General features: G+C 54.7%; 12 protein-coding genes. 11 read left to right on the top strand and 1 reads right to left on the bottom strand.

What is annotated here, in order from left to right; translation table 11 throughout:
- The first annotated feature begins 50 nt into the window (after positions 1-50).
- The 4 genes from PQR63_RS16875 to PQR63_RS16860 all read left to right on the top strand — a co-directional run bounded on the left by PQR63_RS16875 (position 51) and on the right by PQR63_RS16860 (position 4,270).
- Positions 51-599, top strand: coding sequence for a WbuC family cupin fold metalloprotein (locus PQR63_RS16875; RefSeq protein ID WP_408169154.1), 549 nt, complete (start codon positions 51-53; stop codon positions 597-599).
- Positions 509-1,843, top strand: a complete 1,335-nt coding sequence (locus PQR63_RS16870; protein ID WP_408169153.1) for a methyltransferase domain-containing protein — start codon at positions 509-511, stop codon at positions 1,841-1,843. The genes PQR63_RS16875 and PQR63_RS16870 overlap by 91 nt, the downstream gene beginning before the upstream one ends.
- Positions 1,840-2,598, top strand: coding sequence for an SDR family NAD(P)-dependent oxidoreductase (locus tag PQR63_RS16865; RefSeq protein WP_408169152.1), 759 nt, complete (start codon positions 1,840-1,842; stop codon positions 2,596-2,598). Before PQR63_RS16870 ends, PQR63_RS16865 begins: the two co-directional genes overlap by 4 nt.
- Before the next feature lie 133 nt (positions 2,599-2,731).
- Positions 2,732-4,270 carry a PfkB family carbohydrate kinase gene (locus PQR63_RS16860; RefSeq protein WP_408169151.1) on the top strand — a complete coding sequence of 513 codons (1,539 nt, stop codon included), beginning with the start codon at positions 2,732-2,734 and terminating at the stop codon, positions 4,268-4,270.
- Between the two features lie 10 nt (positions 4,271-4,280).
- Here PQR63_RS16860 and PQR63_RS16855 read toward each other — a convergent pair whose 3' ends face one another.
- A complete protein-coding gene (locus tag PQR63_RS16855; RefSeq protein WP_408169150.1) occupies positions 4,281-4,751 on the bottom strand; it encodes an SRPBCC family protein in 471 nt (156 codons plus the stop codon).
- Positions 4,752-4,861: 110 nt separating this feature from the next.
- Here PQR63_RS16855 and PQR63_RS16850 point away from each other — a divergent pair, with 110 nt between their 5' ends.
- The 7 genes from PQR63_RS16850 to PQR63_RS16820 all read left to right on the top strand — a co-directional run bounded on the left by PQR63_RS16850 (position 4,862) and on the right by PQR63_RS16820 (position 12,686).
- Positions 4,862-6,943: a UvrD-helicase domain-containing protein gene (locus PQR63_RS16850; RefSeq protein ID WP_408169149.1), complete on the top strand. Its 2,082-nt coding sequence runs from the start codon at positions 4,862-4,864 to the stop codon at positions 6,941-6,943.
- Between the two features lie 301 nt (positions 6,944-7,244).
- The gene (locus tag PQR63_RS16845) at positions 7,245-8,042 is read left to right on the top strand and encodes a basic amino acid ABC transporter substrate-binding protein (protein WP_408169148.1); all 798 of its coding nucleotides are present in this window, start codon (positions 7,245-7,247) and stop codon (positions 8,040-8,042) included.
- A 132-nt stretch (positions 8,043-8,174) separates the two neighbouring features.
- Positions 8,175-8,918: an amino acid ABC transporter permease gene (locus PQR63_RS16840; protein WP_408169309.1), complete on the top strand. Its 744-nt coding sequence runs from the start codon at positions 8,175-8,177 to the stop codon at positions 8,916-8,918.
- Positions 8,899-10,185, top strand: a complete 1,287-nt coding sequence (locus PQR63_RS16835; RefSeq protein WP_408169147.1) for a TIGR03862 family flavoprotein — start codon at positions 8,899-8,901, stop codon at positions 10,183-10,185. Before PQR63_RS16840 ends, PQR63_RS16835 begins: the two co-directional genes overlap by 20 nt.
- Positions 10,182-10,394, top strand: coding sequence for a SlyX family protein (locus tag PQR63_RS16830; RefSeq protein WP_408169146.1), 213 nt, complete (start codon positions 10,182-10,184; stop codon positions 10,392-10,394). The genes PQR63_RS16835 and PQR63_RS16830 overlap by 4 nt, the downstream gene beginning before the upstream one ends.
- Before the next feature lie 59 nt (positions 10,395-10,453).
- Complete coding sequence (dinB, locus tag PQR63_RS16825; RefSeq protein ID WP_408169308.1) at positions 10,454-11,629, top strand: DNA polymerase IV; 1,176 nt, start codon at positions 10,454-10,456, stop codon at positions 11,627-11,629.
- A gap of 520 nt (positions 11,630-12,149) precedes the next feature.
- Entirely contained in the window at positions 12,150-12,686 is a 537-nt protein-coding gene (locus PQR63_RS16820; RefSeq protein ID WP_408169145.1) for a fimbrial protein, read from the top strand.
- The last annotated feature ends 88 nt before the right edge of the window (positions 12,687-12,774 follow it).

The following is a 12,774-nucleotide window of genomic DNA, read 5'->3' as shown; positions in this document are numbered from 1 at the left end:
CAATATGAATGCAATTTTAGCAACCACCTTGCTGCGGATATGAAAAGGCTATGATCGAAGACGCACGCAAATATCGATTTCAGAACGCCGAAGTCATCTATTCGGATCTTGAAATAGTCACCGCATCACGTGAGGACATCGGTCACCTCGAAGACCTATCGTCCAAAAATCCGCGCAAGCGGATTCGTTTATGCGCACACAATACGCCCGAAAATGCATTGCACGAAATGCTGATCATCCATGAGCGCACTGCTTATGTCCGCCCTCACAAACACCCCGGAAAATCCGAATCGATGCATGTCATTTCAGGCCGCGTCGATCTGGTGATATTCGATGACGCAGGCGAAGTGGCGCAGGTAATCGAAATGGGTGACTACGCATCGGGGCTGACGTTTTACGAGCGCATCGAGAAACCCGTGTTTCATACGCTCATTATCCGCTCCGATGTACTCGTGTTTCATGAAACGACGAATGGCCCGTTTCAATTGGGCACGACTGAATTTCCCGATTGGGCGCCGGATGGCAGCGATGCTGCTGCTGCCGAACGCTATATCCGGAACCTGGATCAACGAATCAATCCTCAGACAGGAAAGCAATGAAGCAAATTATTCATCGACGCACGGACTGCCGCGCCTGCGCAAGCGAAGATCTGGAACTGGTATTTGCATTGAAGCCGACGCCCATCGGCGACGACTATGTCAGTCAGGATCGTTTGGATGAAATACAGCCTAGCTATCCGATCGACCTGTTTATGTGCAAACAATGCGGCCTTGCACAAATCACAGACATCATTGATCCGGACGTACTGTATGGCAACTACATCTATGTGACACAGAGTTCATTCGGACTGAATACACATTTTCAGGCCTATGCCGAGAATGTCGTTCAGCGTTGCAAGGTTGCGCCAGGATCGCTGGTCATGGATCTGGGCTCCAATGACGGCACCTTATTACGGTCGTTCAAGGGACTGGGCATGAAGGTCCTTGGCGTCGAGTTTGCTGCACATATCGCCGAGCAGGCAACTGCCAGCGGCATCGAAACCATCGGTAAATTTTTCGAACGCGATCTGGCCACGCAGATCGTCGCTTCTCACGGTCATTCCCGCATCGTCACGGCCAACAATGTCTTTGCGAACATTGATGATTTACGATCTTGGGTCGACGGTATTAATGTGCTGTTGGCAGCGGACGGCGTATTCATTTTTGAGAGCTATTACTTGGCCGATCTCATTGACAACATGGTGTTCGATTTCATTTATCACGAACACTTGTCGTCATTTTCGGTCAAGCCGATGCAGGCCTTGTTCGCAAGCGTAGGACTGGAACTGACCGCGATTGAACGCGTTGCCACCAAAGGTGGCTCGCTCCGCTACTTCGTGCAACGTCCGAGCGGCCCAATGCAAAAAGACGGATCTGTGGAGAAGCTGCTGGCTGAGGAAGAAAGCAAAGGAATCTATCGCAAGGAGACCTATGATACTTATACGGCCAAAATCGAGGGACTCAAGCAACAGACCTTGCAATTCCTGAAGCAGGCAAAAAAAGAAAACAAGACAGTCGCCGGTTTTGGAGCGTCAATCACTGGAACAACGCTGATCTATCATTTCGAAATGGGCGAATACATCGACTATCTGGTCGACGATAATCAAGCCAAACAAGGGCGCTATAGCCCTGGCTGGCATCTGCCGGTTCTGCCGTCATCGGCTATCTATGAGCGCAAACCGGATTATGTGTTGGTGCTGGCATGGCGCTTTGCTGAGACCTTCATGCAAAAACATCAGGAATATCTGGATCAGGGCGGTTGTTTCGTAGTGCCGCTGCCCGAGTTCAAGATCATCAAAAAATGAGTGACAAGCATTACATCGTCGTCGGTGGCACACGTGGGACCGGCCTGGCCCTTGTTCAGCATTTACTCGCTGCCGATCCGGGAAATCGGGTCTCTGTGTTCGGCCGCAATCCAGCCTCGCAGAGAGCTTCGCTCCAGCTGGGAATGCACGCTGTAGATGTTTCAGACGCAGCGGCACTACGCGCTACGCTGGATCGTGCCGTAGCAATGCATGGCAAGGTAGACAGTATCGTTTTCATGCAGCGCAACAGGTCGTCGACGGATGCGTTTGAAACCGATCTGTCCGTCGCGCTGACAGCAACCAGAGTTGCTATCGACCATCTCGTTGAATGCTCTTATTTCACCATGAGTGAAACAGGAAACAGCATCGTCATGGTCAGTTCTATCGCAGACCATTACATTGCTCCCGAACAGGATCTCGGCTACCACGTCAGCAAAGCCGGTCTGGCGCAACTCGCGCGTTACTATGCATTGCAGCTCGGCCACAAAGGTATTCGTGTCAACGTTGTATCACCATGCGTAGTGATTAAAGAGGCTGCGCAGGAATACTATCGTCAAAACAGCTGGATCACAGACCGCTTCGAACGTTTCATACCGCTCGGACGTGCAGGCAGTTCACAAGACATCATCAACACCATCATGTTTCTGTCCAGTGACCAGGCCTCCTACATCACGGGTCAGAATATTGCAGTGGATGGCGGACTGACGCTGCGTAGCCACGAGTCGATCATCAGGGATTTTCCCAGAGAAGAATGACGGCAAACGCATCTATGAGTGTTGCTCAATACAAAGAATCTTGAGGATCATCGCCCAGGTGCAATGTGGAGACGCGTGGCCACGCCAGGTTCGAAAAATGGCATCAGGATAAGAAGCTGCATCGGAGGATAAATTGGATAGTTCGTTGTTATCAGATATCGCAGAAATCACAGAGATAAGAGCCCGCGCTGGTGCCGACGCTCGCGTCGTGTTTGTCGCAGGCAACTTTAATACCGTTCACCCAGGACATTTGCGTCTTCTGAAGTTTGCTTCCGAATGTGGAGATTTTCTGGTTGTCGGCGTAGCAGGCGACCATATTCCGGGTGCGTTGCTTCCTGCACAGTTGCGCTTCGACGGGATAACCGCGATCAGTTTTGTCAACTATGCGTTTGTCATGACCTCTGCACCGGAAGACATCATCCGGGTCTTACGACCCACGGTGGTGGTAAAGGGTGACGAGCACGAATCAAAAGACAATCCGGAGCAAGCTGCCGTTGACGAATACGGCGGCAAGTTGATGTTCAGCTCTGGAGAAATGCGCTTCTCATCTATCGACTTGCTAAAGCGCGACATCCTGGAGCCGAATCTTGGCTCGATAATTCGACCACAGGACTATCTTGATCGCCATGCTTTCTCCATGCGAGATTTGCGAGCAATTATGGAAAAGTTCAAAGGTTTTCGGGTTGCCGTCATCGGTGACTTGATCGTTGATGAATATGTCAGTTGCGAAGCACTCGGCATGTCGCAAGAAGATCCGACGTTGGTGGTGACTCCGATTTTGCAAGAGCGATTCATTGGTGGCGCAGGGATTGTCGCCTCGCACGCCTGCACACTTGGCGCCGAGGTCAGCTATTTTTCCGTCGCAGGCACCGACGTTGCCGCAGATTTCGCGCGTGAAAAACTGCAGGAATACAAGGTCACCGCAACCCTTTTCGAAGATGACAGCCGACCGACAACTCTGAAGCAACGCTTTCGCGCTGCGGGTAAAACTTTGCTGCGCGTGAGCCATCTGCGGCAACATGATATTGAGCCCAGACTTGCTCGACGTTTCATCGAGAAGGTCAAGAGCAGCCTGGCTGCATGCGATCTCGTGATTTTTTCTGATTTCAACTATGGCTGCCTGCCACAAGCTGTGGTCGACGAACTGATTGCCGCCTGCGTCGAACGCAACATTCCGTTTGTCGCGGACAGCCAGTCGTCATCTCAAATGGGCGACGTATCGAGATTCAAGGGGGCAATGCTGCTTACCCCTACAGAACGCGAAGCGCGTCTGGCCGTGCGGGACTACAACGCTGGCCTCGTCGTGCTCGCGGAGCAACTACGGCAACAATCCAGAGCCGACAACATCATTCTCACGCTCGGGGCAGAAGGCATACTCGTGCATGCCAAACCTGAAGACAACGGCGATTGGTTGACGGACAGACTACCCGCTTTCAACATCTCCCCGAAAGACACGGCTGGCGCCGGAGACAGTTTGCTGACATGCACCTCGATCGCGATGGCCGTCGGGGCAGACATCTGGCAAAGCATGTATCTTGGCTCAATTGCCGCAGCTTGCCAGATCAGCCGCGTCGGCAATATTCCATTGTCATCTACGGATTTGATGCAGGAACTAAAAGACTTTTCCATCACAGATACGCTGCTTGCCTCCTCCGGTCAGCGCAAGATGTGAGGTTCGATGCTTAATGCATCGAACCTTTAACAATCAGTTCACGAATGATGCGGATGGTATCGATATCCGCCTCTTCATACGCCGAGCGGCGGAACTGGTCGTAGAAGGCCTTCTCAGTATCGACTTCTTCCGGCGCACCATCGTCGTATTCGAAGCGCACGAATAAGGCTTCCGCTTCCGGCTCTTCGATGGTCATGCTTAAACTTGATGTCGGGATCTCGCCCTGCGCCGGCACCAGGTAATGCACCCGCACTTGCGGCTCATAGGTGACGACGTCGTGAATACGTAATTCGCCATAGCGCAGCATGCGCTTGACCGACGCATCCGTCTTGTCGGACAGCTTGCATTCGTCGAGATGTTCCATGAACAATTGCGGTGCTTCCGCACGCATGACGAGCCCGCGCCAGAGTTGTTCGCGGGTCAGATTGTCGATCAGCGGATTGAGCGGATCGTTGATTTGTATCAAGTGATTGAATTTCATGCTATGGCCTGTTTCCGTATGCCTCCATTGTCCCACAGAAGGCCCCGGCCCGGCTTGCCCGGCCTGCTACAATGGCGTGTTATCCCCCACCGTACCGAATCGATCCCCGCATGTCTGCTGCCCCCGCATTTGGCCTGAACGCCCCGCAAAGCGAAGCTGTGTTGTATATGAACGGCCCTTGCCTGGTGCTGGCCGGCGCCGGTTCGGGCAAGACGCGCGTGATTACACAAAAGATCGCTCATCTGATCGAGAACTGCGGCTACGAATCGCGCCATATTGCCGCGCTGACCTTTACCAACAAGGCCGCGTTGGAAATGCAGGAGCGTATTGCCAAACTGCTGAAGGAACCCAAGCAGGCAAAGCATCTGACCGTGTCGACCTTCCACTCGCTGGGCGTGAAGATTCTGCGTCAGGAGGCCAAGCATCTGGGCCTGAAGGATCGCTTCTCGATCATGGACAGCGACGATTGCTTTTCGCTGGTGCAAGATCTGGCGGTAACGACCGACAAGCAGCTGATCCGTCGCATCCAGAACGCGATGTCGCTATGGAAAAACGGTCTGATCGATCCGGATCTTGCTCTCAGGAATGCTGTCGACGAAGAGGAAGCTGTGGCCGCCCGCATCTATCGCAGCTATGTCGCGACACTATCGGCCTATCAGGCGGTCGACTTCGACGATCTGATCCGCTTGCCGGTGGAACTATTCCGCAATAACGAAGAGGTGCGCGACCGCTGGCAGCGCCGCTTGCGCTATCTGCTGGTGGATGAATATCAGGACACCAACACCTGCCAGTACGAGCTGGTCAAGCTGCTGGTCAGCGGCATCGGCAAGAAACCGATGTTCACCGCCGTGGGCGACGACGATCAGGCGATCTATGCCTGGCGTGGTGCGACGATTGAAAATCTGAAGACGCTGCAGATCGATTTTCCGAATCTGCATCTGATCAAGCTGGAACAGAATTACCGTTCCAGCACACGCATTCTACAAGCCGCCAACTCGGTGATTTCGAATAATCCCAAGTTGTTTGAAAAGGCACTGTGGTCGGAGCATGGCCTCGGCGATCCGATCAAGGTCATGGCGATGGATGACGACGAAGCCGAAGCCGAGCAAGTCGCCATCATGTTGTCGGCGCATCGCTTCGAGCGGCGTGCGAAATTCTCCGACTACGCCATCTTGTATCGCGGCAATCATCAGGCGCGCATTTTTGAAAAAGCCTTGCGGCGCGAACGTATTCCTTACGTGATGTCCGGCGGGCAGAGTTACTTTGATCGTGCCGAAATCAAGGACATCATCAGTTACCTGCGCCTGATTGCCAACCAGGACGACGATCCGGCATTCATCCGCGCCGTCACCACACCACGCCGCGGTATCGGCCAGGCCACGCTGGAAGTACTCGGCACGGTGGCCGGTCAGTGGCAGTGCTCGCTGTTTGAAGCGGTCTACAAGGGTGCGCTGGAAGACAAGCTGCCCGACAAGCAATTGCTGCCACTGCGTCAGTTCTGCGATTTCATCAACAACCTCGAGTCGCGCGCCAGCCGCCCCGGCCCTTCCGGCAGCGGCGAGAACGCGGCGCTGGTGCTCGACGACATGATGGAAGCCATCAACTACGAAGGCTACTGCTATGACGCCTTCGACGAGCGCCAGGCCCAGAGCAAATGGCAGAACGTGGTCGACTTCACCACCTGGCTGAAAGAACGCGGCAACGGCGGCAAGGATGGCGAGGGTGAAGAAAAGAATCTGCTGGAACTGACCCAGATGGTGGCGCTGATGTCCATGCTGGAAGGCAAGGATGAAGAGCAGGATGCGGTGCGCATGTCGACGCTGCACGCCTCCAAGGGACTGGAATATCCACACGTGTTTTTGATCGGTGTGGAAGAAGGCATCCTGCCGCACAAGGGCGACCCCGATGCGCCGGCCGAGACGATCGCTGCGCGTATCGAGGAAGAACGCCGCCTGATGTATGTCGGCATCACGCGCGCCCAGCGCAGCCTGCAGATCACCTGGTGCAAGCGCCGCAAGCGTGCCCGCGAATACACGGCCTGCGATCCGTCGCGCTTCATCAAGGAAATGAACCTCGATGTCGGCGACGCCGTGCCCAAGGAAAGCGAAGTCATCACACCGCAGAACCGGCTGGCCAATCTCAAGGCCTTGTTGCAACAGCCGCGCACCACCCCGACGCCTTCAAACGATTGAGGTTCGATCGCGCTCTGACTGGAGTGACGAACAGACACTGGCCAAATTCCTGATCAAACCGGGTATCCCTCGCGACGGCCGGGCCTGCGCTGGATTTACGACGATTGCAGATTTGGCAATAACGATGCACCACCGACGCATCTTGACGACATGTTGATCGTGTTTTTGCCCGCATTTCTGCCACAAAATGCGTTTATCGCCCCGGTAAACGTTTACAATCCTCCCCTTTCCGAATTCCCCTGGATGCATAGACTGACGCGGCTTCGGTGTCTGTATTGTTTTCATTTTTACAAGGTAACTCATGAACAAGTTCTTCAAACAATTCGTTCCCCTGTTGGCGCTGGTATCCGCGCTGTCTGCTTGCGGCAAGAAAGACGAACCGGTTGCACAAGCACCGGCCGCAGCTCCTGCAGCCAAGGTTTATCTGGTTGGCGTGGAATCGGCGTATGCGCCGTTTTCTGCTGAGAACGAACAAAAGAATGTAGTCGGATTCGACATCGATGTGATGAAGGCACTGGCGCAAAAGATCGGCATTGAAGTGAAGTTTGTACCGACACCATTTGAAGGCTTCTTCAACTTCCTGGCGCAAGGCGACCGCGATCTGTTGATCTCGGCCATCACCATCACCGATGAGCGCAAGCAGACCGTTGATTTCTCCGAGCCGTATTTCGAGGCATCGCAACTGATCGCCGTGGCGGCCAATAACACCAAGGTGCAAAAGTTCGACGACCTGAAAACGCTGAAGGTCGGCGTACAGAGCGCCACGACCGGTGACGAAGTTGTACAGAACCTGCTCGGCAAGAACAGCGCAAACATCAAGCGTCTGGACTCTACCCCGCTGGCATTGAAGGAACTCGAAACCGGCGGCGTTGACGCCGTGGTGGCCGATGATGCCGTGGTCAAGAATTACATCACCAACAATCCGTCGAGCAAGCTGCGTACCGTCTCCGATGCCGGTTTCCCGAAAGAGTATTACGGCATCGCCGTGCGTAAAGGCAACACCGAGCTGCTGAACAAGGTCAACAAGGGCATGGCCGACCTGAAGGCCGATGGCACGTTTGACAAGATCAGCGCGCAGTACTTCGGCGCGAAGAAGTAATTTTCACCTCGCTTTGCTGTAGGCCTGCTCTCAAGAGAATCTAGGCTGGCAGCGGCGCTGCGGTATAATTCGGACAAATGCGTAATCCAACCGGATTGCGCATTTTTCATGTCCACTACTCAATTTCCCATCATGGATTTCCGCTGGAGCATCATCGAAGGCTACGCGCCGCTGTTCATCAAGGGCTTCTTCATGACGCTGGAAGTGGCCGTGATCAGCATCATCGCGGGCACAGTGATGGGGCTGCTGCTGGGCATGCTGCGGCTGGCCGACGTCCAACACGGCATGTGGAAATATGTGTTGCGCGTGACCAAATGGATCGCCGGTTTTTACGTGGCCTTTTTCCGTGGCACACCGCTGTTCGTGCAGATTCTGTTGATCCACTTCGCCGTGATGCCGATGCTGATCCATCAAGACAACGGCCTGCTGATTTCCGGTGAACTGGCGCGCACGATCAAACAGGATTACGGCGCTTTTGTGTCCGGCATCGTGGCCTTGTCGCTGAATGCGGCGGCGTACATTTCCGAAATTTTTCGCGCCGGCATCCAGTCGATCGATCGAGGCCAAAGTTATGCGGCATCGAGCCTGGGCATGGGTTACCGCTTGCGCATGCGCTATATCATCCTGCCACAGGCATTTCGCCGCATGCTGCCGCCACTCGGTAATGAAGCGATCACCTTGCTCAAAGATTCCTCCTTGGTGTCGACCATCGGCCTGGCCGAACTGGCCTATGCCGCGCGCACCGTCGCTGGCAATTACTCCCGCTATTGGGAACCGTACATCACGATCTCGGTGGTGTACTTCACGATGACCATTTGTCTGGCCATGTTGGTCGCCAGACTGGAAAAGAAATACAGTGCCCCATCCCGCCACTGATCAAAAAAACGTCGCCAACGTTGCTACGGTAGCTATCGTAGGCGGCGGTCCAGCCGGGTTGATGGCCGCCGAAGTGCTGGCGCTCAATGGCGTGCAGGTTGATCTTTACGACGCCATGCCATCCGTCGGACGCAAGTTTTTGCTGGCCGGTAAAGGCGGCATGAACATTACGCATTCGGAAGACATCGACGGCTTTCTCTCTCGCTACGGCACACGCCGCAATGAAATTGCGGCGATGCTGCAAGACTTCGGCCCGAACCAGTTGCGCGCATGGATACACGGTCTTGATATCGATACCTTCGTGGGCAGTTCCGGCCGTGTTTTTCCTGCCGACATGAAAGCCGCACCACTGTTGCGCGCATGGCTGCATCGCCTGCGCGAGGCCGGTGTGCGCTTTCACATGCGGCATCGGTGGCAAGGTTGGGATGCTGATGACAACTTGCGCTTCACCACGCCTGACGGAGAAATCTCAGTCACCTCCTCGGCAAGCATTCTTGCACTCGGCGGCGGCAGTTGGGCAAGACTTGGCTCGGATGGCGCCTGGATGGCGCTGCTGCGTGAACGTGGTGTCGAGCTTGCGCCGTTGCAGCCAGCCAATTGCGGTTTCGATGTCGACTGGAGCGAGCATTTCCGCAGCCGCACTGCCGGAGAACCATTAAAGACCATCGCGGCGACCGTCATGCTGAGCGATGGCACGCCTTTACGCCGCCAGGGCGAATGCATCATTACCGAAACCGGTATCGAAGGCGGTCTGATCTACGCCTTGTCGGCGCCACTGCGCGATGCCATCACGCTTGCTGCACCTGCGACACTGTATCTCGACTTGCTGCCGGACTGGATGCCCTCGCGCGTGCTGAGCGAGCTGCAACATCCGCGCGGCGCACGGTCAATGTCCAGCCATCTGCAAAGCCGCCTGAAACTCAAGGGAGCGAAAGCAGCGCTACTGCGCGAATGCACCAGCGCCGAGGATTTTCAAGACATGCACAAGCTGGCGCATGCCATCAAGGAACTGCCGATTCGCCTGCGTGCCGCGCGTCCGATTGATGAAGCCATCAGCAGCGCCGGCGGTGTACCATTTGAAGCCATGAATGACGATCTGATGCTGCATCCCGTGCCCGGCGTATTTTGCGCCGGCGAGATGCTGGATTGGGAAGCGCCAACCGGTGGCTACCTGCTGACCGCCTGCTTCGCCAGCGGCCGCGTTGCCGCACAAGGCGCATTGCGTTGGTTAAACCTATCGTCAATCGACACGGAGAAAACATCATGATCGACGAAGAACGTCTGATCGACATCGAGCTGAAGCTGACACATCAGGAAGACACGGTCGATACCCTCAACAAGATTGTCTATGAGCAGCAAAAGAAAATCGATGAGCTCGAAAAGCTGCTGACGACGCTGGCGCGGCAAGTCAAGGATACCGCCAACAGCATCAGCGAACAGCGAAGCATCGAGAACGAAAGACCACCGCACTATTGATCGAACCGGATCGACCTCGGCTACTGGCCGGATCTGCATTGACCACGCCCCGCTCCAGAATGAACAACCCCATTCGCCGCATCGCACACCTCGATATGGATGCATTCTACGCATCGGTCGAACTGCTGCGCTATCCGGAGCTGCTCGGCAAGGCTGTCGTCATCGGTGGACGTTCAGTGCATCAGCCGGTCATGCGCGAAGACGGCACGCGTGAGTTTGCCAAGCTGCGTGACTATGTTGGTCGTGGCGTCATCACCACCTCGACGTATGAAGCGCGCGCGCTGGGTGTCTTCTCGGCGATGGGGATGATGAAGGCTGCACAATTGGCTCCCGAGGCCGTTCTGCTGCCAGTCGACTTCGATTCATACCGGCACTATTCACGATTATTCAAGAAGGCGGTGGCGAGTATTGCGCCACTCATTGAAGATCGGGGGATTGATGAAATCTACATCGATCTTTCAGAACACGATGAAGAAACACGGGCCTTGGCGACACGCATCAAAACTGCCGTCAGCGAGGCAACCGGCCTGTCATGCTCGATCGGCGTTGCACCAAACAAATTGCTGGCCAAAATCTGCTCCGACCTCGAGAAGCCCAACGGGCTGACCATCATCGGCATGGACGATGTCTCCATGCGGATATGGCCGCTTCCCGCCCGCAAGATCAATGGCATCGGGCCTAAAGCGGCTGAGAAACTGACCACCCTGGGGATTCTGACCGTCGGCGATCTTGCCAAAGCGGACGCCGGCCTCCTACAGGATCATTTTGGGCGCAGCTATTCGGCCTGGCTCGGAAACGTGGCGCAGGGGATCGATGACCGGCCGGTATCAACCAGCTCCGAACCAAAATCGATCAGCCGCGAAACCACTTTTGAACGCGACCTGCACGCGCGCCAGGACAGAGAAAAATTGTCTGGGATTTTTACGTCGCTTTGCGCACGTGTTGCGGACGATTTACATCGCAAGGGATATGTCGGGCGTACCATCGGCATCAAATTGCGCTACGCTGATTTTTCGACCGTCACACGTGACGTCACCTTAGCTTCCTCAACTGCTGACGCCGCGACCATTCGTCAGGCGGCGGGCGAATGTCTGCGGCGCGTTCCGCTGGAGCAAAGATTGCGGCTGCTCGGAGTCAGAGTTGGCGCCTTGTCGAAGCCGGGATCGATGGATGACATGCAGGAAGAAATTCAGGGAGAGCTTTTTCTAGCGCAGCCATCCGATGATCGCGCATGAGCATATCTTTTCCGTAGCAATTCGCGAAACCGGTGATTGCAACAATCTGAATTTCAGCATCATTCCCGCGCCTCTACCGCGCAAAATTTATGGAGCGGCAACACGCCTATAGAGCTCAGCTCGTTCCCTCTCCCGCCGCAAATCATCTTCTTATTCAGCGTTGAGTAGGCATCAACATGTCTCGTTCTCAACCATTCTCCACTCACGTATAGGTGATAACAGAATCACACTTTTTCGATGTCAAAACAGAACATTATCCACATTCACTGCATGACTCGCGGAGAGTCACTCATGGCAGCGTCGTAATTTCCGAGAGAAATCACACGGCGTAATCTTTAAGAGTTTTCTTATATTTTTCTCAGTCTCAGATCCCTACCATGCGTCCTGTGATTGAGGTTCGCACAAGAACTGGAATGCGTTGTTGTCTGACGCTGAATGTACGACGGCACGTATTCCCGGGTATTCAAGAATCTTGGAAATCACAACAACTTACTTTTACAATTCTTTGGAATACTCCATCATGAAAAAGACCATTATCTCTTCCTTGCTGACAGTTGCTGCGCTGGCACCTATCGCTTCGTTTGCTTCCGACGGTACTATCAATTTCACCGGTTCAGTTACCTCGCAAACTTGTACCATCAACAGCGGCTCGTCCTCGACTTTCACAGTCTCTTTGCCGAAGGTCTCTGCTTCCTCACTGGCCACTGCCGGCGCTAAAGCTGGTCAAACAGCATTCACCATCGCACTGAGCAACTGCTCGCCGGCCAGCGGCAATGCACGTGCGTTCTTCGAAGCAGGTACTAACGTTGATCCAGTCTCTGGTCGTCTGAACATCGCTACCGGTGCAGGCAACGCTACCAACGTCCAGATCGGCTTGGCAACAACCGCCGGCGCAGACATCAAAATCGGCGCCAGCTCCGGTTCGCAAAATACGAACTCCGTGGCGATCTCCGGCGGCAGCGCAAACCTGTCGTACTTGGCGCAATACGTGGCAACAGGTGCAGCAACAGCCGGTGCTACGACTTCGAGCGTGACATACACAATCGAATTCCAATAATCCATACGAAATACAAGTCTTCTTGTATTCGTACGCCAATGAAGCCGCGCGTCGCGGCTTCATTGCTATGTAACCGTACGGATTTATC

Origin of the sequence: Herbaspirillum rhizosphaerae (assembly GCF_046025915.1) — a bacterium.
Classification (GTDB): domain Bacteria; phylum Pseudomonadota; class Gammaproteobacteria; order Burkholderiales; family Burkholderiaceae_D; genus Herbaspirillum; species Herbaspirillum rhizosphaerae_A.
Note: the sequence above shows the minus strand (reverse complement) of the source record. Positions and strands in the feature narration are given on the sequence as shown.